The sequence below is a fragment of the Amycolatopsis sp. WAC 04169 genome (assembly GCF_003947535.1).
Taxonomy (GTDB): Bacteria; Actinomycetota; Actinomycetes; order Mycobacteriales; family Pseudonocardiaceae; genus Amycolatopsis; species Amycolatopsis keratiniphila.
In genome coordinates this window covers 252790-277667 of record NZ_QHJI01000009.1, presented here as the reverse complement: position 1 = coordinate 277667, position 24878 = coordinate 252790, and the positions used below count along the sequence as shown (strand labels likewise).

Below are 24878 nucleotides of genomic sequence, written 5' to 3'. Positions count from 1 at the left end.
TCACCCGATTCCAGGGATGAGACGGACGAGCAGATCGATCAGCCAGATCCCGAGGAACGGGCTGACGATCCCGCCGAGGCCGTAGACCAGCAGGTTCCGGCGCAGCAGCGCCGAGGCCGAGGACGGTTTGTACCGGACGCCGCGCAGGGCGAGCGGGATCAGCCCGACGATGATCAGGGCGTTGAAGATGACCGCCGACAGGATCGCCGACTTCGGCGTCGCCAGGTTCATGATGTTGAGCGCGCCGAGCTGGGCGAAGATGCCGGTGAACATCGCGGGCAGGATCGCGAAGTACTTCGCGAGGTCGTTGGCGACGCTGAAGGTGGTCAGCGCGCCGCGGGTGATCAGCAGCTGTTTGCCGATCTCCACGATCTCGATCAGTTTCGTCGGGTCGGAGTCGAGGTCCACCATGTTCCCCGCCTCCTTGGCGGCGGAGGTCCCGGTGTTCATCGCGACGCCGACGTCGGACTGCGCGAGCGCGGGGGCGTCGTTGGTGCCGTCGCCGGTCATCGCGACCAGCCGCCCGCCTTCCTGCTCCTTCTTGATCAGCGCCATCTTGTCTTCGGGCTTGGCCTCGGCGAGGTAGTCGTCGACGCCCGCGTCCCGCGCGATGGCCTTGGCGGTGAGGGGGTTGTCCCCGGTGATCATGACGGTCTTGATCCCCATCGAGCGGAGCTGGACGAACCGCTCCTTCATCCCGGGTTTGACCACATCGGACAGCCGGATCACACCGCGCACGAACGCTTTCGCGCCGTCGTACTCCGCGACCACCAGCGGGGTCCCGCCCTGCTGGCTGATCTCGTCGACGACGCTTTCGGTCTCGTCCGGCATGTCGCCGCCGCGCTCGCGGACCCACTCGCGCACCGCGGCGGTGGCACCCTTGCGGACCTGCCGTCCGCCGATGTCGATGCCGCTCATCCGGGTCTGCGCGGTGAACTCGACGAAGTCCGCGAGTTTCTCCTCGGCGGACGCGGTCTCCGCGAGCCCGTGCTCCCGCGCGACGAGTTCGACGATGCTGCGGCCTTCCGGCGTGCCGTCGGCGAGGCTCGACAGCCGGGCGGCCTTGGCGATGTCGTCCATTGTGGACTCGCCGACCGGGATCAGCTCGGTGGCCTTGCGGTTGCCGAAGGTGATCGTGCCGGTCTTGTCCAGCAGCAGCGTCGAGACGTCGCCCGCGGCCTCCACCGCGCGACCGCTGGTGGCGAGGACGTTGCGCTGCACCAGCCGGTCCATCCCCGCGATACCGATCGCGGACAGCAGCGCGCCGATCGTCGTCGGGATCAGGCAGACCAGCAACGCGGTCAGCACGATCACGGACTGCTGGCTGCCCGAGTAGCCCGCCATCGGCTGCAGCGCCACGACGGCGAGCAGGAAGATGATCGTGAGCGTGGAGAGCAGGATCGTCAGCGCGATCTCGTTCGGCGTCTTCTGCCGGGAAGCGCCCTCCACCAAGGCGATCATGCGGTCCACAAAGGACTCGCCGGGTTTGGTGGTGATCTTCACGACGACGCGGTCGGAAAGCACCGTGGTGCCGCCGGTGACCGCGCACCGGTCACCGCCCGATTCGCGGATGACCGGGGCCGATTCGCCGGTGATGGCCGATTCGGCGACGGTCGCGATGCCCTCGACGACGTCGCCGTCACCCGGGATGACCTGCCCGGCCTCGACGACCACCAGGTCGCCGACGCGCAGGTCGGCACCCGGCACGGTCTCCTCGTCGCCGTCCTCGGTGAGACGGCGCGCGACGGTCTCCTTCTTGCTGCGGCGCAGGGTTTCCGCCTGCGCCTTGCCCCGGCCTTCCGCGACCGCCTCGGCGAGGTTCGCGAACAGGACGGTGAACCACAGCCAGATCGTGATGAGGATGGTGAACACGCTCGGGTCGGTGATCGCGAAGACCGTGGTCAGCGCCGAGCCGATCCACACCACGAACATGACCGGGTTGCCGAGCTGGTGCTTGGGGTTGAGCTTGCGCAACGCCTCCGGCAAGGAGGTCAGCAACTGGCGGGGGCTGAAGATCCCCGCGCCGACCCGGCCGGTGTTCTCCACGTGGTGCTGGGAGATCTCCTCCGGGGTGCGTTCTTGAGTCATGGTCATGCGAGTGCCTCTGCTATGGGCCCGAGCGCGAGCGCCGGGATGAAGGTGAGGGCCGCGACGAGCACGATCGTGCCCGCGAGCATCGTGCCGAAGAGCGGCCCGGTGGTGGGCAGCGTGCCGGCGGTCTCCGGAACCTTCCGCTGGGAGGCGAGGGAGCCGGCCAGGCACAGCACGGCGAGGATCGGGATGAACCGGCCGAGCAGCATCGCCACCGACAGCGAGGACTGGAACCAGTCGTTCGTCACGGTGAGCCCGCCGAACGCGCTGCCGTTGTTGTTGCCCGCCGAGGCGTAGGCGTAAAGGACTTCGGAAAGGCCGTGCGCGCCGGAGTTCGTCATGGCGGCCGGGGTGTCGGCCAGCATCAGCGCGACACCGGAGCCGAGCAGGACCACGGTCGGCATCGCCAGCATGGAGACGGCGGCGCAGGTGACCTCGCGTTTGCCGAGCTTCTTCCCCAGGTATTCCGGCGTCCGGCCGACCATCAGCCCCGCGAGGAACATCGCGATCACGGCCATCACGAGGATGCCGTACAGACCGGTGCCCACCCCGCCCGGCGAGATCTCGCCCAGCAGCATGTTGAGCAGCGCGCCTCCGCCGCCGAGCCCGCTGTAGCTGTCGTGCGCGCCGTTGACCGCGCCGGTCGACGTGCCGGTGGTGGCGTTGGCGAACAGCGAACTCAGGCCGATGCCGAACCGCTGTTCCTTGCCCTCCAGGTTCGCCCCGGCGGCCAGCGACGCGGGGCCGCTCGCGTCGGCTTCGGACAGCCAGGTGACCGTGAGCATCGCGGTGAACAGCCCGGCCATCACCGAAAGCAGGACGTACCCCTGCCGCGTGTTGCCGACGAGTTTGCCGAACGTGCGGGTCAGCGACACCGGGATGACCAGGATCAGGAAGATCTCGATCAGGTTGGTCCAGGCGTTCGGGTTCTCGAACGGGTGCGCGGAGTTCGCGTTGAAGATGCCGCCGCCGTTGGTGCCGAGTTCCTTGATGGCTTCCTGGCTCGCGGCGGGCGCGAGGGCGATCCTGCTCGTGCTGCCGTCCGGGTTGAGGACGTCGACGCCGCTCTTGAGGCTCTGGACGACGCCGAGCGCGATCAGCGCGATCGCCGCCACGAACGCGATCGGCAGCAGGATCCGGATCGTGCCGCGCGTCAGGTCCACCCAGAAGTTGCCGAGGCGGTCGGTCTTCGAGCGGACGAAGCCGCGGACGACCGCGATGGCGACCGAAAGGCCGACGGCGGCGGACAGGAAGTTCTGCACGGTCAGGCCGGCCATCTGCACGAAGTGACCCATGGTCGCTTCGGGGCTGTAGGACTGCCAGTTCGTGTTCGTCACGAAGCTGACGGCGGTGTTGAAGGCGACCGCCGGCGAGACCGGTTCCTTGCCGAGGCTCCACGGCAGGATCGCCTGAAGCCGTTGAAGCAGGTACAGGAAGACGACGGAGACGAACGAGAAGCCGATCACGGCGGACGCGTAGGTCTTCCAGTGCTGTTCCGATCCGGGGTTCACCCGGAACAAGCGGTACAGGCCACGTTCGGCCTTGGTGTGCTTCTCGGTGGAGAAGACGCGCGCCATGTAGTCGCCCAGTGGCCGGTAGACCACGGCGAGCGCGACGAGGAGAAGGCCGGCCTGCAGGAGGCCGGCCGCGGTGTCTGACATCAGAATTTCTCCGGCCTGACCAGTGCGATGAACAAATAGACGATCAGCCCCAGCGCCAGCAGTCCGCCGACGACGTTGGCCACGGTTCCCGTGCCGGTCACAGCTTTTCCAAGCCGCGAAGGGTCAGGGCGAGAACCACGAATACGCCGATCAGGAGCACGGCGTAGAGCAAGTCGGCCACTAAGCACCTCTCAGGACAGGTCACCCCATCGGTGACCAGGACCCCGCAACACTGCGCCAGGTCACGGCGCTTCCGGCCCCGGACTGACGGCCTCTTGATGCCCCGATCGGGTGCCTTTACGACTTCTTGATGCCTGGTGACGTGCCCCACAGACCGTGACGCACTGCGGACGGAGCGTGCAATTCGGGCAGACAAGCCGCGCGAACCGTGTTACACCAGTGTTACGGATAGTTGTATGTGCTAACTAATCACCAGGAGGTAGCGATGTGCGGAATCGCAGGGTGGGTCTCCTACGACACGGATCTGACCCGGCGTCGCGAGGTCGTCGACGCGATGACCGAGACGATGGCGTGCCGCGGACCGGACGACTCGGGCACCTGGGTCCGGCCGAACGTGGCGCTGGGCCACCGGCGGCTGGCGATCATCGACCTGCCGGGCGGCAGGCAGCCGATGGCCGAGGCCGGGTTGGCCGCGATGGTCTACAGCGGTGAGGCGTACAACTTCACCGAGCTGCGCGAGGAACTTCTCAAGCGCGGCCACAAGTTCGAGACCGACAGCGACACCGAGGTCGTGCTCCACGGCTACCTCGAGTGGGGCGACGAGGTCGTCGACCACCTCAACGGCATGTACGCCTTCGCGATCTGGGACGAGCGCGACGAGAAGCTCGTGATGATCCGCGACCGCATGGGCATCAAGCCGTTCTACTACTACCCGACCCCGGACGGCGTCCTCTTCGGTTCCGAGCCGAAGGCGATCCTCGCGAATCCCTTGGCGCGCAAGGTGGTCGACACCGACGGCCTGCGCGAACTGATGGCCATGACCAAGACCCCCGGCTGGTCGCTGTGGAAGGGCATGCACGAGGTCGGCCCGGGCACGATCGTCACGGTCGACCGCTCCGGGATCCGCACGCGGACGTACTGGAAGCTCGACGCGAAGCAGCACACGGACGACCAGGAGACCACGGTCGAGCGGGTGCGCGAGCTGATGACGGACATCGTGCACCGTCAGCTGATCGCCGACGTGCCCCGCTGCGTCCTGCTCTCGGGCGGGCTCGACTCCAGCGCCGTCACCGGTCTCGCCGCGGCGCGGCTGGCCGAACAGGGCGAGCGGCTGCGCACGTTCTCCGTCGATTTCCAGGGCCAGGAGGAGAACTTCAAACCGGACGAGGTGCGCGACACCCCGGACTCGCCCTTCATCCGCGACGTCGCGCAGCTGGTCGGCTCCGACCACAAGGACGTCGTGCTGAACCCGGCCGAGCTCAGCGACCCGGAGGTCCGCCGCAAGGTGCTGGCCGCGCGGGACATCCCGGCCGGGCTCGGTGACATGGACACGTCGCTGTACCTGCTGTTCAAGGCGATCCGCGCGGAGTCGACGGTGGCGCTGTCCGGTGAATCCGCCGACGAGGTCTTCGGCGGCTACCGGTGGTTCCACGACGAGGCCGCGGTGAACTCGGGGACGTTCCCCTGGCTCGCCTTCCGGATGGGCCTCACCAGTGAGCGGGGCGCCCTCCTGCGCGGCGAGGTCCAGGAGAAGCTGGACCTGCCCGGCTACATCGCCGACCAGTACGCCACCGCCGCCGCCCAGGTCGAGCACCTCGACGGCGAAAGCGAGCAGGACCGCAAGATGCGCACGGTCTGCAACCTGCACCTGAGCCGGTTCGTGCGGATGCTGCTGGACCGCAAGGACCGGGCGTCGATGGCGGTCGGGCTCGAAGTGCGGGTGCCGTTCTGCGACCACCGCCTCGTCGAGTACGTCTACAACACGCCTTGGTCGCTGAAGACGTTCGACGGCAGGGAGAAGAGCCTGCTGCGGCACGCGACCGAACACGTGCTCCCGACGTCCGTGCGGGACCGGGTCAAGAGCCCGTATCCGTCCACTCAGGACCCCGGCTACGCGGCGGCGTTGCAGCAGCAGGCCAAGGAGGCCCTGACCGAACGGGACAACCCGGTGTTCGAACTGGTCGACCGCGATTGGCTGCACCGGGTGTCCGAAGTGGACCCGGTGACGATGTCCTCGGCCCAGCGCTCCGGGATCGACCGGGCGCTGGACCTCTACCACTGGTTCGACCTGTACCGGCCCGAACTGCAGCTGGACTGAGGAAGCCGGTCCGCCGCCGCACTCAGCGGCGGCGGACCGTGCCCCCTGCCGCGACACCCCCGAGCACCACGGTCGCGGCGAGCAGGATGCCCGCCTCGGTCCACTGGAACCGCCAGAACCGGCCGGCGGGCTGGTAGACGGTGAAGTCCCGGTAGCCCGCCGCTTCGACGCAGGCGTTCATCCCCTTGCCGCGAGGGCATTCGGGCACCTCGTCGAGCAGGCTCAGCTCCCGGCCGTCCGGCGCGACCCGGCCCGCCCGCACGATCAACCCGTCCTTTATGGAGGGATCGACGCCGACCGTCCGGACCGGCTCGGCGTAGTGCGGCCGCGAGAGCATCAGGGTGATCGAGGCCGCGACGAACACCGCGGCCGTGATCGCGATGGCGGGCACGGTCTTGCGCACCAGCACCCCGGCCGCCGCACCGAGGACGAACGCGAACAGCCACCACGCGGCGGGCGCGATGCCGACGGCACCGAAGTACGATGTCTCGTTCAGCGTCTCCGCCTTGCCGGGGAAGATCTCCAGCCACCGGCCGAACATCTGTCCCGAAACGAGCCCGGCGAGCGCCGCGGCGGCCGCGAGGACGCCGAACTTGGCGGCCAGCCAATGGCCGCGGCTCACCGACTGCGTCCAGACGAGCTGATACGTGCCGCGTTCGTACTCCCTGGCGAGCAACGGCGCGCCCCAGAAGACACCGGCCAGCAACGGGACGAACGGCAGGATCACGATCAGCGGGTAGATCTTCTGGTAGAGGTCTTCCAGCCCCGCGTCGTACTCGCGGCAGGGCACGCCGCCGCCGTAGCAGTACGAGGCGATCTTGCCGCTCGCGGCGCCGAGGGCGGCTTGGCCGGACACGAGCAGGATCCCGCCGACCACGGCCAGGAACCCGAGGGTGACGAGCAGCTGGGTGCGGTGCTGCCGCCAGGCGAGCCAAAGCAACGAGAGGTGCCTTTCTAAGAGCGGCGCCGGACGGCGAAGGTCGCGGCGACGGCGAGCAGCAGCGAGAACCCCGTCAGGATCGCGGCTTCGGTCCACTGGAAGCGCCAGTACCAGTCCTGCGGGAGGACCTTGAGCGCGGTGATCTCCCCGGCGGCGTCCCTGATCATTTCCACGACCCGGCCGACGGGCTCCTTGCCGAGCGGGACGAGTTCGGGTTCCGCGTAGCCGTCACGGACGTTGCTCAGGCCGATCATCAGGCCCACCGCCACCGCGATGGTGACGGCGATGGCGGGCAGCGTCTTGCGGATGAGCGCGCCCGCGGCGGTGCCGAGCACGAACCCGAAGAGCCACCACGCGCCGGGTGCGACGCCGGTCATCGTGAACAGGACCGGGTTGTCGAACCGGCTGGTGAAGGCGGTGTCGCCGCGGTCGGCGGGGAAGGCCGCCACCCAGCGCTGCATCATCGCGCCGAACGCGAGCCCGCTGAGGGTGGCGAGAACGGCGAGGAACCCCAGCTTCACGCCGAGCCAGCGGAACCGCGAGATCGACTGGGTCCAGGCGAGTTTCGTCGTGCCGCGTTCGTATTCGGCCGCGACCAGCGGGGCGCCCCAGAACACACCGATCGCCACCGGGACGACCTGGAGCCAGGAGAGATAGGTGTACAGATCCTTGAAGAGCTTCGCCGGATCCGGGCTGTCCGCGGCGGCGTTCCCGTTGACCAGCAACAGGATCCCGACGGCGACGAGCAGACCCGCCGTGATCAGCAGCTGCATCCGGTGCTGGCGGTAGGTGACCCAGAACATCGTTCCCCCTTACGCCGAAGCCAGTGTCGGGCGAGGCAGGGTCGCGGATTCGGGCCGCCGCAGGTACGCCAGCACCAGTTCTTCGAGGTTCGCCGGCCGCTCGCTCCACTGTGGACCCAGCGGAACCGGTTCGGTGCGGGCGAAGACGGTCGCCTGCCTCCCCGCGCGGGCCTCGTCCACGACGGTGACCCGCCTGGCCAGCGCGTCGGCCTCCTCCACAGGACCGGTGAGGGTGCGGTGCCCGGCGACGAGTTCGTCGATGTCGCCGCTGACCTGGACGCGGCCGCCGTTGAGGACGATCAGCCAATCGCAGGTGTTCTCCAGATCGGAGACGACGTGGGACGAAAGCAGCACGGTCATGCCGGTTTCGGCGACCGCCTCCATCAGCCCGCGCATGACCTCGTGACGGGCCAGCGGGTCGAGGTTCGCGAGCGGCTCGTCGAGCACCAGCAGGTCCGGGCGTTTCGCGAGCGCGAGGGTGAGCGCGACCTGCGCGCGCTGCCCGCCGGACAGCTTGCCGACCTTGTGGTTCAGGGCGAGCCCGAGCGAATCGACGCGCTTGAGCGCGAACTCGTCGTCCCAGCCGGGGTTGAGGCGCCTGCCGAACTTGAGCATCTCGGCGATGCTGAAGCCCGGGTACAACGGCTTGTCCTGGGCGAGGAAGGCGGCCGTTCCCTGGAGCGAGACCGAGCCGAGCGTCGCGTCGAGCAGGCCCACGGCCAGGTGGAGGAAGGTCGTCTTGCCGGCACCGTTGGGTCCGACCAGCGCGACGACGCGTCCTTTCGGGACGGAGAGGGAGCAGTCGCGCAGCGCCCACTTGCGGCGATAGCGCTTGGCGAGGCCGGTCGCCTCGAGGATGGGTTTCTCAGTCACGCGGTTCGCTCCCCTCGAAAGCCGTCGACCACCACTGAGGTGAACAGCGCTTCGACGTCTTCCTGATCCAGCCCCGATTCCCGCGCGTCGCGGACCCAAGCCCCCAGGCTTTTCCGCAACCGCGTGCGCTCCGCGAACGAAGCGCCTCCGAGCGTCTTCTGAACGAAGGTGCCGAGGCCCGGCTTCCCCTCGACGAGCCCTTCGCGCTCCAGCTCGCGATAGGCCTTGAGGACGGTGTTGGGGTTGATCGCCAGCTCGGCGACCACCTCCTTCGCCGTCGGCAGCCGGTCCCCCGGCTCCAGCAATCCCAGGCGCAGGGCGTTCTTGACCTGCTGGACGAGCTGGACGTACGTCGCGACGCCCGAGCCCTTGTCCAGGTGGAAGGTGACCACTGGCAACACCCTTTCACTAATTAAGTAGTGAAAGGGTGCAGGCAGACGTCCGCGCCTGTCAAGTGATCACGTGGAAAAGACGTGAAGGCTCCCTTGAGGGACTCTGGATCCCTCAAGGGGGCCTTCACGGAAACCCCAGCCCCAGTCAAGAAGAAGCGCCAGTTCGACGACACGGGGGGAAGACGTCGAGCTGGCACTACCCCCAACCCCCACCGCCGTCAGATGGCGGTGCCTGTGCAAGTTGAAGGTGCCCACCGTCGTACCGGAACCGAATGGGGGGTCCTGCCCGTCTGGTTGGTTGGGCACGGTTCCGGCGACGGGTCCTCGGTGGACACCTGGCAAGGATCACGCCGTCCGGATGCAGGGCGCTTGCACTACGCTTGCAGGCTCTGACGAGGGTGAGCGGAGGTGGCCGGGTGGAGTTCCGCGTCCTCGGCGCCGTCGAGGCGTGGGCCGGTGGCGTTCCGGTCGATCTCGGCTCGCCCAAACAACGGCTCGTACTGGCGGTCCTGCTGCTGGAGGCGGGCAAGCCGGTGCCGCGCGACCGGATCATCGACCTGCTCTGGCCCGAAGAACCGCCCGCCAGTGCGCGGAACACCGTGCAAGCGCTGGTGTCCAGGCTGCGTGCGGTGTTCCGGGGCGCGGGCGGGCCGGAGATCGTCTCCGAGGGGACCCGGTACCTGCTCAAGGTCGACGCGCGCCAGGTCGACCTGCACCGCTTCACCGAGCTGACGGCGCAAGCCCGCGACGCCGACGACGAGACGGCCGTGGAGCTCCTGGACGAGGCCCTCGGCCTGTGGCGCGGCGAGGCGTTGTCCGACGTGGTGAGCGGCGAGGTCGCGCAACGGCTCCGCGGCGGCCTGCACGAGGCACGCTGGACGGCGTTGGAGGATCGCGCCGAGGCGCAGCTGCGTCTCGGCCGCGGCAGGCAGGTCCTCGCGGAGCTGACCGAACTGGTCGCCGCGCATCCGCTGCGGCAGCGGTTCGTCGGGCAGCTCATGCTCGCGCTGCACCGCGAAGGCCGCACCGACGACGCCCTCGATGCCTTCCGTTCTCTGCGGGACCGGCTCGGTACCGAGCTGGGCCTCGATCCCTCCCCCGAGCTGCGACGGCTGGAAGCCGCCATCCTCGCCGCCGATCCCGCGCTCGAACCCGCGACCAGGTCCGAAGCGGTCCGCCCGGCCCAGCTGCCACACGACGTCCGAGGCTTCGCCGGACGGGCGGCCGAGCTGGAGCGGCTCGACGAGGCGGCCCATGCGGGTGGAGGCACCGACATCTGGGTCATCAGCGGGACCGCCGGAGTGGGCAAGACCGCGCTCGCGGTCCGTTGGGCGCACCGCGTCCGCGACGCGTTCCCCGACGGCCAGCTCTATCTCGACCTGCGCGGTTTCGATCCCGACCACGAGCCGCTCACCCCGGCCGTCGCGCTCACCCAGCTTCTGCAGGCACTCGGCACCGCGCCCAAGGCGATCCCGCCGGACATCGACACGCGAGCCGCGTTGCTCCGTTCCCTTCTCGCCGACCGGCGGGTGCTCCTGGTGCTGGACAACGTGCGTGACAGCGGACAGGTTCTCCCGCTGCTGCCGCCTTCGGGCACCGTCCTGGTCACCAGCCGCCAACGGCTCGGCGACCTCATCGCCCGCACCGGCGCCCGCGCGCTCCCGCTGTCCGTGCTGCCTGCCGAGGACGCGCGGCATCTGCTCGAAGCCGTGCTCGGCAGCGAGACCGTCGCCGCCGAGGAAGGCGCGGCCGCGGAGCTGGCCCGGCTGTGCGGGCATCTCCCGCTCGCCCTCCGGATCGCGGCGGCCAACCTCGGCGCCAGCGGCGAACCCGAGATCGCCGAACTCGCCCGCGAGCTGGCCGTGGGCGATCCACTGGCAGAGCTGACCGTCGACGGCGCCGAGGAAAGTGCCGTGACCACGGCGTTCGGCGTCTCCTACCGGGCGCTTCCCGAGGAGCACCGCGAACTGTTCCGCCGGCTCGCGCTCGTTCCCGGCCAGACGTTCACCGCCCCCGCCGCCCAGGCACTGACCGGCGTCCCGCACTCGAAGGCGAACCAGCAGCTCAAGGCGCTCGCGGCGGCTCACCTGGTCGAGCGCTACACGCCGGGACGCTACCGGTTCCACGATCTTCTCCGCAGTTTCGCGGCGGGCCGCACGCTGTCGGAGGACACGAAGGCCGAACGCGAGGCCGCGGAGAGGCGGCTCTTCGAGAGCTACCTGACCACGGCCGACGCCGCGGGCCGCGCCCTCATCCCGCATTTCCTGCGCCTGCCGCGCGAAGAACCGGCGGACGCTCCGTTCGCCGACACCGACGCGGCGCTGGCCTGGCTCGACGCCGAGTGGCCGAACCTCGCCGCCGCCGTCGAGCACAGCGCCGAACACGGCCCGCCCGAGTTCTCGTGGCATCTCGCCGACGCGCTCCGCGCCTTCTTCCACCAGCGCGGTCACCACGCGGAATGGATCGACACCGCGTCGACGGCGCTCAAGGCCGCCCGCCGCAGCGAAGCCGGACAGGCGCAAGCGGCGATGCACCTGAGCATCGCGCTCGCCTGCGTCAACAGCGGCCGCTACGACGAAGCGCGCGAACACCTCACCAGCGCTCTGCGTGGCGACCTCCTCGACGGCTGGGACGCCGGCCGCGCGGCCGTGCTCAACAACCTGAGCGCGGTGCACCAGCGTCTCGGCGACCCGCAGGAGGCGATCCGCTGCGGGCTGGAATCCCTGCGGCTGTGCGAAGAACTGAACATGCCCGCCGTCTCGATGGCGCTGGCGAACCTCGGTTTCCCGTACTGGCAGACGGGTCAGCTCGACGAAGCGCTCGCCAACTTCACCCGCGCGCTGGCGGTCTCCGAACGGGACGGCGCGCGGTTCAGTGTCGCGGTGCTGCTGGTCGACCTCGGCAACGTGCACCGTGACCTCGGCCTTCCCGACGACGCCTACGACTTCTACACCCGCGCGCTCGCGGCCAACCGCGAACTGGGCTACACCTACGGCGAGGCGACGGCCCTGTCCGGCAGGGCCGTGCTCGAAAGCAGGCGCGACCCGAGCGAGCAGAACCGCACGGACGCGCTCGAAGCCGTCGAACTCACCCGCAAGATCGGCGACCGGGGCACCGAGGCCTGGACGCTCGTCGGACTCGGCGAAGTCTGCCTGCGGCTCGGCCTGCCCGAGGAGGCGGCCGAGCATTATCGGCTCGCGTTGTCCATCGCGCGGACGACCAGTTTCTTCTGGTGTGAGGCCGCCGCGCGGACCGGGCTGGCGGAAACCCTGCTGAAACTGGGAAAGCTCTCCGAAGCCCGGACGCACGGCGAACTGGCCCTCGAACTCGCCGCCCGCTCCGGCTACCGGCTCGTCGAAGAACGCGCGAAGCTGATCCTGGACGAGCTCTAGCTCCTCTTCCCGTACGACTTCACGCTGCCGGCGATCGCCGCCGCGACCGCCGCCAGGACGCAGAGGACGATCATCAGCGCCATCGCGGTGCTGTCGCCGTCGTCGAAGCTGAAGAGCCACTTGACCTGGCTACTGAACGGCGTTCCCCAGACGAGCGGCATCCCCACGAACACGGCCACCACATAGAACACGCAAAACCCGAACAGCGTCCACACGCCGGGAATCCTGCGAGCGAACGTGAATCCGGCCGCGATCACCAGCACGACAGCGGAGAGGGCGCCGCTGAGCATGTTCTGCACCGTGATGGCCGACAAGCCGCCGTTCGCCTCGGTGGCGACGAAGACGTTGTAGGACGCGAACCAGACGAGCATGGCGGCGGCGAGCAGCGCCAGGACACCGGCGATCACCGCCGCCGGGGCGTTGGCCCGCGGCTTGGGCATCGGCGGCTGACCGTACTGAGGAAAGCCGGGCCCCGGTGGATTCGGCTGCATCCGCTCTCGCTCTCCTCGCCCGTTCGGTCGCTGTCGTTCGCGATCACCCTAGCGATCGGGGCGCTTCGGCGGTGATCGGTGGCAGGAAGCTGTCGCCGAGGCGGGAGCAAGGAAGCGTGCTCAGACGCAGACCTCGTCCACCCGCACCGGACGGTGTTCGCGGCGCGAGACCTCGCAGGCCTCGGCGATGTAGAACGCCTCCAGCGCGTCCGCGACACCGCACGGGCTCGGCGCGCGACCGGCGGCGACGTCGAGGAACGCCTTCAACTCGCTGACGTACGCGGGGCGGAAGCGTTCCATGAACCCGGGATACGCCGGGCCGGGCAGCGGCTGGACGCCCGGTTCCACGGAGGTCAGCGGCGCCCGGTCGTCCAAGCCCACCACGACGTTGCCCGCCGAGCCGAGAACCTCCAGCCGCACGTCGTAGCCCGCGCCGTTGTAGCGCGTCAGCGAAACCACCGCGAGCGTTCCATCGTCCAGCGTCAGGGTCGCGGCCGCGGTGTCGACGTCACCGGCGTCGACGAAGAAGCGCTCGCCCTTGTTCGTCCCCACGGCGTAGACCTCGACGACCTCGCGGCCGCTCACGAACCGGACGACGTCGAAATCGTGCACGCCGCAGTCGCGGAACAGGCCGCCGGAGTGCGCGACGTACTCGGCGGGCGGGGGTGCCGGGTCGAGCGTGGTCGCGCGCAAGGTGTGCAGCCAGCCGAGGTCACCTGAGGCCACTGCCGCGCGTGCGGCCGCGTAGCCCGCGTCGAACCGGCGCTGGAAACCGATCTGCACCGGGACGTCCGCACCGGCGATCTTGTCGATCACCGCGAGCGTTCCCGGGATGTCGGCGGCGACCGGTTTCTCGCAGAACACGGGGATCCCCGCGTCCACGGCCTTGAGGATCAGCTCCGGATGCGCGTCCGTCGCCGCGGCGATCACCAGACCGTCCAAAGAGGACGCGAACAGCGAAGGGATGTCCGCCGCCGCTTCGATGCCGAGTTTCGCCGCGGCGGCCTGGGCGCGGGCGGCGTCGACGTCGGCGACGACCACGGACGAAACCTCGTCGAAGCTCTTCAAGGTCTCGGCGTGCGAAGTGCCGATCCGGCCGGTGCCGGCGAGTCCCAACCTCATGTGGTTACCTTTCTGGAGCGGCGGTGGTCGATCGGACCACCAGCGACGGGTGCAGCAGATGGCGGACCGGTTCGGCGCGTTCACCCCGGATCCGTTCGAGCAGTGCTTCGACGGCCAGCCTGCCCATCTCGGTGCGCGGCTGGTCCACAGTGGTCAGTGACAGATGGCGCAGCGCGGCGAGCGAGGTGTTGTCGTAGCCGACCACGGAGACGTCTTCCGGCACGCGCAGGCCTGCCTCTTCCAACGCGGAGATCGCACCCACGGCGTTGAAGTCGTTGCCCGCCACCAGCGCGGTCGGCATTCCGCCTTCCGGTGGATCGCCGAGCAGTTCGTGCACGGCCTTCTCGCCAGCGGTGTCGGTGTGCTCGCTGCGCACGATGACCGGAGGCAGCCGATGCCGCCGCATGGCCTGCAGATATCCCCGGCGCCGCGCCGCCGCGCCGGCGGCGAGCCCTCCGTCCAGATGGACGATGCTCTTGTGCCCCAAGGAAACCAGGTGATCCACGGCGAGCGCGGACCCGGCCTCGCCGTCGTCGTTCACCGTGTCCACGCCCGCCGCGCGCGACGTCCGCGACACCAGGACGACGGGGCTTTGCGCGGCCGCTTCCTCGATCGCCGACGCGGGGACCACCGGCGACAGCAGGATCACCCCGGCGGGCCGGAAAGAGAGCAGGCTCTTCAGCGCGGCACGCTCCCGAGCGGCACTCCTGCCACCGGTGTTGAGGATCAAATGGAACCCGGCCGCCTCGGCCGCCGCGTCGAGCCCTTCGACGACGTCGGCGAAGAACGCGTTGCGGAGATCGGAGACCATCACGCCGAGGACGGTCGACGTCCGGCTCGCCAGCGATCTGGCCATCGCGTGCGGCTCGTACCCCAGTTCGTGCGCCGCGCACAGCACGCGCGTGCGCCGCTCGTCCGAGACGTTCGGCGCGTTCCGCATCACCAGCGACACGAGCGCACGGGACACCCCCGCTTTCGCGGCGACGTCCTCCATCGTCGGTCGCGCCATCTCCACCGTCCCCCTGCTCTTGACTTTACTGTGACGGACGCTACATGATTAGAGCGCTCTAATCAATAGAGCGCTCTAACCCCGATCCCCGCGGAGGCCGCCGATGACCGTCACGACACCCCGGATCCGCGTCGCCGCCGCCCCGATCTCTTGGGGCGTCTGTGAAGTCCCCGGCTGGGGCCGCGTGCTCGACGCGGGGACCGTGCTGGGCGAGATGGCGGAGCTGGGCGTGCGCGCCACCGAGCTCGGCCCGCCCGGATACCTGCCGCGAGACCCGGCCGAATTGCGCGAACGGCTGAGCGGGCACCGGCTCGAACTGGTCGGCGGTTTCCTCGCCGTCGTCCTGCATGAGAATCCCGAAGCCGCGCTGGCGGAGGCCGAAGAATCCGCCGCGCTGTTCGCCGCCTGCGGTGGGGACATGCTCGTCCTCGCCGCCGCGACCGGCCTCGACGGTTACGACGACCGGCCGGAGCTGAGCGACGCCGAATGGACGACGCTCGTGGAAACCTCCGGCGGGATCGCGGAAATCGCCGCGCGGCACGGCCTCCGCACCGTGCTGCACCCGCATGTGGGGACGCATGTGGAGACCGAGCGGGAGGTCGAGCGTTTCCTCGCCGATTCCGATCTCCCGTTGTGCCTGGACACCGGCCATCTCCTGATCGGCGGGACCGATCCGGTCGCGCTGGCGAAACGCCATCCCGGACGGGTCGGGCATCTGCACCTCAAGGACGTGCGCGGGGAACTCGCCGAAGAAGTCCGCGCCGGAAGGCTTCCCTACGCCGAAGCGGTGGGCAAAGGTCTGTATGTCCCCTTGGGCGACGGGGACGTCGACATCGAAACGATGGTCAGGTTCGTCCACGAGGCGGGCTACGACGGGTGGTACGTGCTCGAACAGGACACCGCGCTGAGCGAGGGGAGCCCGGAGGATCTGCCGAAGCGGGATGTCGCCAGGAGCCTGGCGCATCTCGACGGAATCGTCAGCCGGCTCCCGGCTGCCAGGTAACGGAAGAAGCGAGGAGAGACGACGATGTCCCATCGCTTGAAAAAGGCCTTGGTGGTCGTGGCGGGGCTGCTGCTCCTGTCCGCGTGCACGGGGCCGAAGGCCGAGGAGAAAGCCACCGCGGGCGCGGGCCCGGAGACGACCCAGCCCAGCGGACCGCTGCGGGTCGCGGTCATCTCGCACGGCACCGCCGGTGACGCGTTCTGGAACGTGGTCAAGAACGGCGCCGAAGAGGCGGGCAGGCAGCTCGACGTCCAGGTCGAGTACAACTCGGACGGAGACCCCGGCAACCAGGCCAAGCTGATCGACAACGCGGTCGCCCAGCGGGTCGGCGGGCTCGTGGTGTCGATGGCGAATCCGGAGGCGCTCAAGACCTCGATCGAGAACGCCGTCCGCGCCGGCATCCCAGTCATCACCATCAACTCCGGCGAGGACAAGAGCGCGGCGTACGGCGCGCTCACCCACGTCGGGCAGAACGAGACGATCGCGGGCGAGGAGGCCGGGAAGAAGTTCCGGGAGCTCGGCAAGAAGAAGCTGCTCTGCGTGGTCCACGAAGCGGGCAACGTCGGGCAGGCGCAACGCTGCGACGGCGCCAAGACCGGCTTCGCGGGCGACGTGCAGACCCTGCAGGTCGACATCAGCAACCCCACCGACGCCGAATCCCGGATCAGGGGCGCGGTGCAGACCGACTCCTCCCTCGACGCCGTCCTGACGCTGAACTCCCAGGTCGCCGCCCGTGCGGTGAGCGCGATCAAGGCGGTCGGCTCGAAGGCGCAGGTCGGCACGTTCGACCTCAACACCGACGTGGTCGGCGCGATCAAGTCGGGCGACGTGGTCTTCGCGGTCGATCAGCAGCAGTACGAACAGGGCTATCTCCCGGTGCAGTTCCTCAAGCTCTACCGGGACAACGCGAACGTCGTCGGCGGCGGGAAGCCGGTGCTCACCGGGCCCGACCTGGTCGACAAATCCACTGTGGACACCGTCGGCCGGTACGTGCAAAGGGGCACGCGATGACAACCACCACCCTCGACGAACGGATCGCGAAACCGCGGCTGATGGACAGGCTGGTCGTCCGCCCCGAGATCGGCGCGCTGCTCGGCGCCGTCGTGGTCTTCCTGTTCTTCACCGTCGTCACCGACCAGTTCTTCAGCGGCAGCGGCGTGGCGACCTGGCTGGACGACGCCTCGACGCTCGGCATCATGGCAGTCGCGGTGTCTCTGCTGATGATCGGCGGCGAGTTCGACCTCTCCGCCGGGGTCATGACGGCGTCCACCGCGCTCGTCACCGCGACGCTGGCGACGCAGGCGGGCTGGAACGTCTGGCTCGCGCTGTTCGCGTCGCTGGTCTTCGCCCTCGCGGTCGGCGCGTTCAACGGCTGGCTGGTGATGCGCACCGGGTTGCCCAGTTTCATCGTCACCTTGGGCACTTTCCTGGCCTTGCAGGGGCTCAACCTCGGCGTCACCCGGCTGGTCACCGGCACCGTCCAGGTGTCCGGGATGCGTTCGACCGACGGCTACGAGTCCGCCGGCTTCGTCTTCGCGTCCACTGTGGACATCGGCGGGACGGCATTCCAGATCTCGATCCTCTGGTGGATCGGGTTCGCCGTGCTGGCGGCCTGGCTGCTGGTGAGGACCCGCTTCGGCAACTGGATCTTCGCCGTCGGCGGCTCCGCGCAGAGTTCGCGCGCGGTCGGGGTGCCGGTGGTGCGCACCAAGATCATGCTGTTCATGACCACCGCGCTCGCCGCGTGGCTGGTCGGCTCGATCAACATCCTGCGGTTCGCGAGTGTCCAGGCGAACCAGGGCATCGGGCTGGAGTTCCAGTACATCATCGCGGCCGTGATCGGCGGCTGCCTGCTGACCGGCGGGTTCGGTTCGGCGATCGGCGCCGCGATCGGCGCGCTGATCTTCGGTATGGCCCGGCAGGGCATCGTGTTCGCCCGCTGGGACAGCGACTGGTTCATGCTGTTCCTCGGCGTGATGCTGCTGTCCGCGGTCCTGGTCAACAACGCCTTCCGGCGGCGAGCGGAAAGGGTCCGGCGATGAGTCGTCTCCTCGAAGTAAAGGACGTCGGCAAGACGTACGGCAGCGTGATCGCATTGCGCGACGTCAGCACCGTGGTCAACGCCGGCGAGGTCACCTGCGTGCTCGGCGACAACGGCGCCGGGAAGTCCACGTTGATCAAGATCCTGGCCGGAGTCCACCAGCACGACAGGGGCGAGTTCCTGGTCGAGGGCGAGCCGGTCAAGTTCGCCTCGCCGCGTGAAGCGCTCGATCGCGGAATCGCGACGGTGTACCAGGACCTCGCGGTCGTCCCGCTGATGAGCGTGTGGCGGAACTTCTTCCTCGGTTCCGAGCCGACGGTCGGGTTCGGCCCGTTCCGCGCGCTGGACCGGAAGAAGGGCCGCGAGACGACCAAGAAGGCGTTGTCCGACATGGGCATCGACCTGCGTGACGTCGAGCAGCCGGTCGGCACGCTCTCCGGTGGCGAGCGGCAGTGCGTCGCCATCGCGCGGGCCGTGTACTTCGGGGCGAAGGTGCTGATCCTCGACGAGCCGACGGCCGCGCTGGGCGTCAAACAGGCGGGTGTCGTGCTCAAGTACGTGGCGCAGGCCCGTGATCGCGGGCTCGGCGTCGTGCTGATCACGCACAACCCGCATCACGCGTATCCGGTGGCGGATCGCTTCCTGCTGCTCAAACGGGGCGCGTCGCTCGGTGCCTACGAGAAGTCCGAGATCGACCTGGCCGAGCTGACCAGGCAGATGGCGGGCGGCGCGGAACTGGAAGCCCTCGAACACGAATTGCGAGCCGCGGAGTCCCCTTCATGACCGCTCTCGAAGCACTGACCGTCGGCCGGGTCGGGGTGGACCTCTACCCCGAACAGAGCGGCGTGCCGCTGGCCGGGGTCAGCACCTTCGCCAAATCGCTCGGCGGCACCGCGACCAACGTCGCGGTCGCCGCCGCGCGGCTCGGCCGCTCGACGTCGGTGCTGACGAAGGTCGGCCCGGACGGCTTCGGCGAGTACGTGCGGCAGGCGCTGCGGGAGTTCGGCGTCTCCCCCGAGCACGTCGGGACGTCGGAAGGGTTGCAGACGCCGGTGGTGTTCTGCTCGCTGGACCCGCCCGCGGATCCGCCGCTGCTGTTCTACCGGTCCCCGATCGCCCCGGATCTGACCATCGGCGAACACGATGTGCCCTGGGACGTCGTGGAATCCGTTCCGCTGCTGTGGGTCACCGGGACAGGTGTCTCCGTCGAACCGGCGCGCTCCACCCAGCGCGAGATGCTCCTGCGGCGCGGGCGCCGGTCGCATACCGTGCTGGATCTCGACTTCCGGCCGATGTTCTGGCCGGACACCGAGACGGCGCGCGCGGAGATCGGCTGGATGCTCGACCACGTCACGGTCGCGGTCGGCAACCGCGCCGAGGCGGAGGTCGCCGTGGGCACGGCGGATCCCGACGAGGCCGCGGCCCGGATGCTGGCCAGGGGTGTCGAACTGGCGGTGATCAAGAAGGGCGCGGAGGGCGTGCTGGTGGCCACCGCCGAAGGCCGCTGGACCGTGCCGCCCCAGCGGGTCGAGGTCGTCTGCGGGCTCGGCGCCGGGGACGGTTTCGGCGGCGCGCTGATCCACGGTCTGCTGTCCGGCTGGGATCCGGTGCGCATCGCCACCTACGCCAACGCGGCGGGCGCGCTCGTCGCCTCACGGCTCGCCTGCGCCGACGCCATGCCCACCGCCGACGAGATCGAGGAGTTGCTGTGAGCAAGCTGCACCGTCCACTCGGGACGCTTTCCGACGAGCGGGATCCGGTCCGGCTCACCCCGGACTCGGCGGGCTGGAGCTACAGCGGGCTGCGGGTCCTCTCGCTGGCCGCCGGGGAAACCAGGGTGGTGCGCACCGGCGAATACGAGGCGTTCGTCCTGCCGCTGGCGGGATCGTGCACGGTCCGGGTCGACGGGCAGGTCTTCGAGCTGGCGGGGCGGGATTCGGTGTTCACCCGGGTCACGGATTTCGCCTATGTGCCGCGCGACGCCGAAGTCGAGTTGTCGACAGCGGCGGGGATCGAGGTCGCGCTGCCGATGGCCCGCTGCGGCCGCCGACTCGAACCGCGCTACGGGCCGGCCGAGAACGTGCCGGTGGAGGTGCGCGGGGCGGGGCAGGCGACCAGGCAGGTCACCAACTTCGGCGTGCCGGGGGTCTGGGACCACGCGGACAAGCTGAACGCCTGCGAGCTGATCACGCCGGGCGGCAACTGGTCGTCGTATCCGCCGCACAAGCACGACGAAGTGTCCGAATGCGAGGTCGTCAACGAGGAGATCTACTACTTCCGCATCGCCGGCCGCGACGGTGTGACCCCTTCCCGCGAAGGGTTCGGTCTGCACCGGACGTACACCGCCGACGGTGAACTCGACGAGGACGTCGCGGTCCGGGACGGGGACGTCTTCCTGATCCCGCGCGGCTATCACGGTCCTTGCGTCGCCGCGCCGGGCTATCCGATGTACTACCTGAACGTCCTGGCCGGGCCCGCCGACGAGCGGTCGATGGCGTTCTGCGACGACCCCGCGCACGGCTGGGTCCGCGACACGTGGAACGACCAGGAGCTCGACCCGCGCTGCCCGGTCACGAGCCATGAAGGGCGGGTCTCATGAAGCTGACCACGGCACAGGCCCTGGTGCGCTGGCTGCTCGCGCAGCGGTCGGAAACCCTGGACGGGCGGGAAGTCCCGTTGTTCCCCGGGGTGTTCGCGATCTTCGGGCACGGCAACGTCCTCGGCCTCGGCACCGCGCTGGAGGAGTACCGCGACGAGCTCCCCCTCTGGCGCGGGCAGACCGAGCAGGGCATGGCGCTCGCGGCGGTCGGCTACGCCAAGGCGACGCATCGGCGCCAGGTGGGCGTGGTGACGTCGTCGATCGGGCCCGGCGCGCTGAACATGGTCACCGCGGCCGGGGTCGCGCACGCGAACCGGCTGCCGGTCTTGCTGCTCCCCGGCGACACCTTCACCAGCCGCGCCCCGGATCCGGTGTTGCAGCAGGTGGAGCATTTCGGTGATCCGACGGCCACGGTCAACGACGCCTTCCGCGCGGTGAGCCGGTACTTCGACCGGATCACCCGGCCGGAGCAGCTGCTCTCGACGTTGCCGCAGGTCGCCAGGGTCCTGACCGATCCGGCGGACGCCGGACCGGTGACACTGGCGCTCCCCCAGGACGTCCAGGCCGAGACGTATGACTTCCCGGACGCGTTGTTCGCGCCGGTGACCCATCGTCCGCAGCGGCCACGGCCCGATCGCCGGGCACTCACCGAAGCGGCGGGCGCGCTGCGGGCGGCGCGGAAACCGCTGCTGGTGCTCGGCGGCGGCGTCCGGTATTCCGGCGCGGGCGAGCGGGCGCTGGCCTTCGCGGGGCGGCACGGCATCCCGGTCACCGAGACCACCGCGGGGCGCACCCTCGTGCCGCACGGTCATCCGCTGTACGCGGGCCCGCTCGGCGTCACGGGGTCGACCTCGGCGAACGTGCTGGCCGCGAAGGCCGACGTCGTGCTGGCCGTCGGCACGCGTTTGCAGGACTTCACCACGGCGTCCTGGACGGTGTTCTCCCCCGACGTCCGGCTGATCACGCTGAACGCCGCCCGGTTCGACGCGGTCAAGCACGGCGCGCTGGCCGTCGTGGGCGACGCCGACGCGGGACTCGTGGATCTGTCCGCCCAGCTCGAAAACTGGCAAGTCAATCCACTGTGGACAGAGCGTGCCGCCGCGGAGCGCGGCCGCTGGGACGCGCATATCGACACCCTGCGCGCCGTTTCCGGCGAAGTGCCGACGTACGCCCAGGTCGTCGGCGCGGTCAACGATCTCTCCGAGCCGCACGACTACGTGATGACCGCGTCCGGCGGCATGCCGGGCGAACTCATCGGCGGCTGGCGCGGGTCGGGCTCGGTCAGCATGGACGTCGAGTACGGGTTCTCCTGTATGGGTTACGAGCTCGCGGGCGCCTGGGGTGCGGCGATGGCGCATACCGAGGGCCTGGTCACCACGATGCTCGGCGACGGTTCGTACCTGATGCTGAACTCGGAACTGTTCTCGGCCGCCTTCGCCGGACATCCTTTCGTGGCGGTGGTCTGCGACAACGACGGCTACGCGGTCATCGCGCGGCTGCAGGAGGGGCAGGGCGGCAAACCGTTCAACAACCTCCTCGGAGACTGCCGGAGCGCGCACGCCGAACCCCCGCGGGTCGACTTCGCGCGGCACGCGGAGTCGCTGGGGTGCGGGGTGTTCCCAGCGTCCACTGTGGACGATGTACGCGCCGCCTACGCGAAGGCACGGGAAGCCGCGGTGGCCGAAAAGCGACCGGCGGTGGTCGTGGTGCGGACCCGGCCGGACTCGTGGACCGAGGCCGGCGCGTGGTGGGAAGTCGGCGTTCCGGAGCACCTCTCGGGAAGGGAGGGGATCGAGCGCGGCAAGGCGACCCAGGTGCGCTACCTGACCGACCGCATTTAGAGGACTAAATGCGGTCGGTGAAGCTGGCGAAGTAGCCGGCCGCCATGTCTTCGTCGCCGTGTCCGGCCTCGGACGCGCGCGCGAAACGGGCCCGCCCGGCCTCGACGGCGTCCATCCGGACCCCCGCGCGGGCCGCGGCGGCCAGCACCAGCCGGGCGTCCTTCTCGGCGTTGTCGACCGAGAAGGCGGTGGTGTAGTCACCGTTGAGGATCGCGGCGGATTTGGCCTGGAAGTAGCCGTTGTCCATCGGGCCGCCGGTGACGACGTCGACGAAGTGCCGCGGGTCGACACCGAGCCCTTCGGCCAGCGCCAGCGCCTCGCCGACGCCGTGGGTCAGCGCGATCACCCAGGTGTTCAGCACCAGTTTGAGCCTGCTCGCCGCGCCGGTGCGGCCGTCTTCGCCGACCCACAGCGTGCGTTTGCCGATCGCGTCGAACAGCGGCTGGACGGTCTCGCGAACGTCGGCCGCGCCCGCCGCCAGCACGATCAACTGGCCCTGTTCGGCGGGCTGGCGCGTACCCTGCACCGGCGCGTCGACGAAGACGAGACCCTGCTCGCCGGCGTACTCGGCCAGTTCCTCGACGGCGTCGCCGACGGTGCTGAGCTGCACCCAGATCGTGCCCGCGGCGGGGGCGGCCGCGCGGATCGCCTCCAGCACCGCATGACCGTCCGTGAGGACCGTGATCACGACGCGCGCGCCGTCGACGGCTTCCGCGGCGCTCCCGGCGACCTCGACACCGTGCTCGGCGAGGGCTTCGGCCTTGGCCGCGGTGCGGTTCCAGGCCCGGACCGCGAATCCGGCCTTGCTCAGATTGCGCGCGACCGGGGCACCGATGATTCCGGTGCCGAGCACCGCGACGGTCTCCGTCATGAGTTACCTGCTCCTTGCCGATAGTGGAATGCTCGTTAAAGAATCAGTGCGAAAGAAATCCGTGTGAGCGCGGGGGTTCTGTCACGAAACCTGGAACATCACAACGCCTGGATGGTGGTTTCGACTACTTGGGTGAGCGCCTGCCGGTCCGCGGTCTTGCCCAAGACCCGCAGGCCATACATCGCGGCGAGGGTGAACCGTGCCAGCGACCGCGGATCGCCGCCGATCTCACCCTGCTCCCGGGCGGCGGCGAACTCGGCGTGGAACGCGTTTTCCACGCGCTCGAAGTTGTGGCGGACGCGGGCGGTGACCTCGTCATCGATGCCGCCGAGTTCGAGGGCGGCGTTGACCGCCAGGCAGCCGCGATGCGCGGCGGACGAGTCCAGCTCGTCGTCGACGACGTCCATCAGGACACGTCTGATCCGCGCCCGGATGGTCCCCGGCGCGGCCAGCATCTCCTCGACCCTGGTCGCGGACGTCTCCTCGTAGCGCCGGAGCGCCTGACTGAACAGCTGTTGCTTGCCCGAAAACGTGTTGTACAGGCTGCCCCGCCCGAGCCCGGTGCCGTCGACCAGGTCCTGGGCCGACGTGGCGGCGTATCCCTTACGCCAGAACGTGCCGACCGCGGCGTCGAGCACTTCGGTGGGATCGAAACCCTTGGGGCGGGGCATGCCGTCCAGCATCCCATGTTCTGTAACGATCAGTCAAATACCGGTCAGTGCTCCGCCAGCAGGGAGCCGAAGCCGCGCACGCGATCGGCGACACCGTTCTGCCGCAGGGCGTGCCAGTACAGGACGACGTTGTTCGAGAGCACCGGTTTACCGAGCCAGAACTCGGCGGCCGCCGCGAGCCGCGCCATGGCGACGTTGGTGCCGACCTGGACGATGGCCTCGACGTCGGCGTGGTCGACCTCCTTGACCGCGTCGCGGAGCGCGGTCTCGGAGACGTGCGAGATCTTGGCCGGGCTGGGCATGCCGAGACCGTGGACGCGCAGCAGGTCGTAGCCGTTGTCGCCGAAGAAGCGCCGCACCGGATCGTCGCCGACCGGCAGGTACGGCGTGATGACCGCGATCCGGCGGACTCCGTACGTGGCGAGCCCGGCGTTGATCGCGTCCGGGCTCATCGTCACCGGCCGCCCGCCCGCGGCCTCCCGCATCGCGGCGAGGACGCGGCCGTGCGCCTCCGGCCCCTCCCAATGGCTTTCCGGCGAGACCCCGATGATCACGCAGCCGGGGTCGCAGCCGACGAGACCGCGGATAGCCGGCCGCGTCGACCGCCGGATCCCGTGCATGACGTGGTCGAACCCGGGTTCGTCGACCATCGGGTCGTCTTCGATCACCATCCGGCCGGTGTGGTTGGTGACGCCGTCGGGGCGCAGCGCGTCCAGTTCCGGCTGCGCCGAGGTGTTGGTGGACGGGACGACGACGCCGACCTTGAGGCGGGGACCGAGGGAGTCGGGCACTGACGCTCC

22 protein-coding genes are annotated in these 24878 nt (G+C 69.6%); 9 read left to right on the top strand and 13 right to left on the bottom strand.

What is annotated here, in order from left to right:
• The 3 genes from kdpB to kdpF are packed head-to-tail and all read right to left on the bottom strand — an operon-like array spanning position 1 to position 3853.
• Positions 1 to 2094 (bottom strand): potassium-transporting ATPase subunit KdpB, encoded by a 2094-nt coding sequence (kdpB, locus tag DMC61_RS26510; RefSeq protein WP_125692144.1) that lies wholly within the window; start codon positions 2092 to 2094, stop codon positions 1 to 3.
• A complete protein-coding gene (gene kdpA, locus DMC61_RS26505; RefSeq protein WP_125692142.1) occupies positions 2091 to 3752 on the bottom strand; it encodes a potassium-transporting ATPase subunit KdpA in 1662 nt (553 codons plus the stop codon). The genes kdpB and kdpA overlap by 4 nt, the downstream gene beginning before the upstream one ends.
• Positions 3752 to 3853, bottom strand: coding sequence for a K(+)-transporting ATPase subunit F (gene kdpF / locus DMC61_RS26500; protein ID WP_020630647.1), 102 nt, complete (start codon positions 3851 to 3853; stop codon positions 3752 to 3754). Before kdpF ends, kdpA begins: the two co-directional genes overlap by 1 nt.
• Before the next feature lie 344 nt (positions 3854 to 4197).
• On the opposite strand from kdpF, the gene asnB reads away from it, so the two are divergent.
• Positions 4198 to 6030, top strand: a complete 1833-nt coding sequence (gene asnB, locus DMC61_RS26495; protein WP_125692140.1) for an asparagine synthase (glutamine-hydrolyzing) — start codon at positions 4198 to 4200, stop codon at positions 6028 to 6030.
• A 22-nt stretch (positions 6031 to 6052) separates the two neighbouring features.
• Here the strand turns inward: asnB and DMC61_RS26490 are convergent, their stop codons facing one another.
• The 4 genes from DMC61_RS26490 to DMC61_RS26475 are packed head-to-tail and all read right to left on the bottom strand — an operon-like array spanning position 6053 to position 9038.
• Complete coding sequence (locus DMC61_RS26490; RefSeq protein ID WP_125692138.1) at positions 6053 to 6970, bottom strand: ABC transporter permease subunit; 918 nt, start codon at positions 6968 to 6970, stop codon at positions 6053 to 6055.
• A 14-nt stretch (positions 6971 to 6984) separates the two neighbouring features.
• On the bottom strand, positions 6985 to 7773 hold the full coding sequence (locus DMC61_RS26485) for an ABC transporter permease (RefSeq protein WP_125692137.1): 789 nt from the start codon (positions 7771 to 7773) through the stop codon (positions 6985 to 6987).
• Between the two features lie 9 nt (positions 7774 to 7782).
• On the bottom strand, positions 7783 to 8646 hold the full coding sequence (locus DMC61_RS26480) for an ABC transporter ATP-binding protein (protein WP_125692135.1): 864 nt from the start codon (positions 8644 to 8646) through the stop codon (positions 7783 to 7785).
• Complete coding sequence (locus DMC61_RS26475; RefSeq protein ID WP_016336295.1) at positions 8643 to 9038, bottom strand: GntR family transcriptional regulator; 396 nt, start codon at positions 9036 to 9038, stop codon at positions 8643 to 8645. Before DMC61_RS26475 ends, DMC61_RS26480 begins: the two co-directional genes overlap by 4 nt.
• A gap of 416 nt (positions 9039 to 9454) precedes the next feature.
• Here DMC61_RS26475 and DMC61_RS26470 point away from each other — a divergent pair, with 416 nt between their 5' ends.
• The gene (locus tag DMC61_RS26470; RefSeq protein ID WP_125692133.1) at positions 9455 to 12430 is read left to right on the top strand and encodes a BTAD domain-containing putative transcriptional regulator; all 2976 of its coding nucleotides are present in this window, start codon (positions 9455 to 9457) and stop codon (positions 12428 to 12430) included.
• Here the strand turns inward: DMC61_RS26470 and DMC61_RS26465 are convergent.
• From DMC61_RS26465 to DMC61_RS26455, 3 genes are all read right to left on the bottom strand, one after another.
• Positions 12427 to 12870 (bottom strand): hypothetical protein, encoded by a 444-nt coding sequence (locus DMC61_RS26465; RefSeq protein WP_125692131.1) that lies wholly within the window; start codon positions 12868 to 12870, stop codon positions 12427 to 12429. The genes DMC61_RS26470 and DMC61_RS26465 overlap by 4 nt on opposite strands.
• Positions 12871 to 13041: 171 nt before the next feature.
• Positions 13042 to 14043, bottom strand: coding sequence for a Gfo/Idh/MocA family oxidoreductase (locus tag DMC61_RS26460; protein WP_125692129.1), 1002 nt, complete (start codon positions 14041 to 14043; stop codon positions 13042 to 13044).
• A gap of 4 nt (positions 14044 to 14047) precedes the next feature.
• Positions 14048 to 15052 carry a LacI family DNA-binding transcriptional regulator gene (locus tag DMC61_RS26455; RefSeq protein ID WP_125692127.1) on the bottom strand — a complete coding sequence of 335 codons (1005 nt, stop codon included), beginning with the start codon at positions 15050 to 15052 and terminating at the stop codon, positions 14048 to 14050.
• Between the two features lie 103 nt (positions 15053 to 15155).
• On the opposite strand from DMC61_RS26455, the gene DMC61_RS26450 reads away from it, so the two are divergent.
• Genes DMC61_RS26450 through iolD form a run of 7 tightly spaced genes read left to right on the top strand, consistent with a single transcriptional unit; the run spans position 15156 to position 22536 of the window.
• Positions 15156 to 16055, top strand: coding sequence for a sugar phosphate isomerase/epimerase (locus DMC61_RS26450; protein WP_125692125.1), 900 nt, complete (start codon positions 15156 to 15158; stop codon positions 16053 to 16055).
• A gap of 24 nt (positions 16056 to 16079) precedes the next feature.
• Positions 16080 to 17066 carry a sugar ABC transporter substrate-binding protein gene (locus DMC61_RS26445; protein WP_125692123.1) on the top strand — a complete coding sequence of 329 codons (987 nt, stop codon included), beginning with the start codon at positions 16080 to 16082 and terminating at the stop codon, positions 17064 to 17066.
• Entirely contained in the window at positions 17063 to 18097 is a 1035-nt protein-coding gene (locus DMC61_RS26440) for an ABC transporter permease (RefSeq protein ID WP_038509740.1), read from the top strand. The genes DMC61_RS26445 and DMC61_RS26440 overlap by 4 nt, the downstream gene beginning before the upstream one ends.
• On the top strand, positions 18094 to 18879 hold the full coding sequence (locus DMC61_RS26435) for an ATP-binding cassette domain-containing protein (protein WP_037342220.1): 786 nt from the start codon (positions 18094 to 18096) through the stop codon (positions 18877 to 18879). The genes DMC61_RS26440 and DMC61_RS26435 overlap by 4 nt, the downstream gene beginning before the upstream one ends.
• Positions 18876 to 19808, top strand: coding sequence for a 5-dehydro-2-deoxygluconokinase (iolC, locus tag DMC61_RS26430; RefSeq protein WP_125692121.1), 933 nt, complete (start codon positions 18876 to 18878; stop codon positions 19806 to 19808). Before DMC61_RS26435 ends, iolC begins: the two co-directional genes overlap by 4 nt.
• Complete coding sequence (gene iolB / locus DMC61_RS26425; protein WP_125692119.1) at positions 19805 to 20695, top strand: 5-deoxy-glucuronate isomerase; 891 nt, start codon at positions 19805 to 19807, stop codon at positions 20693 to 20695. The genes iolC and iolB overlap by 4 nt, the downstream gene beginning before the upstream one ends.
• On the top strand, positions 20692 to 22536 hold the full coding sequence (gene iolD / locus DMC61_RS26420) for a 3D-(3,5/4)-trihydroxycyclohexane-1,2-dione acylhydrolase (decyclizing) (protein ID WP_125692117.1): 1845 nt from the start codon (positions 20692 to 20694) through the stop codon (positions 22534 to 22536). Before iolB ends, iolD begins: the two co-directional genes overlap by 4 nt.
• A gap of 4 nt (positions 22537 to 22540) precedes the next feature.
• Here iolD and DMC61_RS26415 read toward each other — a convergent pair whose 3' ends face one another.
• The 3 genes from DMC61_RS26415 to DMC61_RS26405 all read right to left on the bottom strand — a co-directional run bounded on the left by DMC61_RS26415 (position 22541) and on the right by DMC61_RS26405 (position 24869).
• Positions 22541 to 23407 carry an NAD(P)-dependent oxidoreductase gene (locus DMC61_RS26415; RefSeq protein ID WP_125692115.1) on the bottom strand — a complete coding sequence of 289 codons (867 nt, stop codon included), beginning with the start codon at positions 23405 to 23407 and terminating at the stop codon, positions 22541 to 22543.
• Positions 23408 to 23505: 98 nt separating this feature from the next.
• Positions 23506 to 24078 carry a TetR/AcrR family transcriptional regulator gene (locus DMC61_RS26410; RefSeq protein ID WP_043849095.1) on the bottom strand — a complete coding sequence of 191 codons (573 nt, stop codon included), beginning with the start codon at positions 24076 to 24078 and terminating at the stop codon, positions 23506 to 23508.
• Between the two features lie 44 nt (positions 24079 to 24122).
• Positions 24123 to 24869, bottom strand: a complete 747-nt coding sequence (locus tag DMC61_RS26405) for an arylmalonate decarboxylase (protein WP_125692113.1) — start codon at positions 24867 to 24869, stop codon at positions 24123 to 24125.
• Positions 24870 to 24878 lie beyond the last annotated feature (9 nt).

Coding starts and splice junctions, on each gene's coding strand:
- kdpB (WP_125692144.1), bottom strand. CDS start 2,094: ATGACCATGACTCAAGAACGCACCCCGGAGGAGATCTCCCAGCACCAC.
- kdpA (WP_125692142.1), bottom strand. CDS start 3,752: ATGTCAGACACCGCGGCCGGCCTCCTGCAGGCCGGCCTTCTCCTCGTC.
- asnB (WP_125692140.1), top strand. CDS start 4,198: ATGTGCGGAATCGCAGGGTGGGTCTCCTACGACACGGATCTGACCCGG.
- DMC61_RS26485 (WP_125692137.1), bottom strand. CDS start 7,773: ATGTTCTGGGTCACCTACCGCCAGCACCGGATGCAGCTGCTGATCACG.
- DMC61_RS26465 (WP_125692131.1), bottom strand. CDS start 12,870: ATGCCCAAGCCGCGGGCCAACGCCCCGGCGGCGGTGATCGCCGGTGTC.
- DMC61_RS26460 (WP_125692129.1), bottom strand. CDS start 14,043: ATGAGGTTGGGACTCGCCGGCACCGGCCGGATCGGCACTTCGCACGCC.
- DMC61_RS26455 (WP_125692127.1), bottom strand. CDS start 15,052: ATGGCGCGACCGACGATGGAGGACGTCGCCGCGAAAGCGGGGGTGTCC.
- DMC61_RS26450 (WP_125692125.1), top strand. CDS start 15,156: ATGACCGTCACGACACCCCGGATCCGCGTCGCCGCCGCCCCGATCTCT.
- DMC61_RS26445 (WP_125692123.1), top strand. CDS start 16,080: ATGTCCCATCGCTTGAAAAAGGCCTTGGTGGTCGTGGCGGGGCTGCTG.
- DMC61_RS26440 (WP_038509740.1), top strand. CDS start 17,063: ATGACAACCACCACCCTCGACGAACGGATCGCGAAACCGCGGCTGATG.
- DMC61_RS26435 (WP_037342220.1), top strand. CDS start 18,094: ATGAGTCGTCTCCTCGAAGTAAAGGACGTCGGCAAGACGTACGGCAGC.
- iolC (WP_125692121.1), top strand. CDS start 18,876: ATGACCGCTCTCGAAGCACTGACCGTCGGCCGGGTCGGGGTGGACCTC.
- iolD (WP_125692117.1), top strand. CDS start 20,692: ATGAAGCTGACCACGGCACAGGCCCTGGTGCGCTGGCTGCTCGCGCAG.
- DMC61_RS26415 (WP_125692115.1), bottom strand. CDS start 23,407: ATGACGGAGACCGTCGCGGTGCTCGGCACCGGAATCATCGGTGCCCCG.
- DMC61_RS26410 (WP_043849095.1), bottom strand. CDS start 24,078: ATGCCCCGCCCCAAGGGTTTCGATCCCACCGAAGTGCTCGACGCCGCG.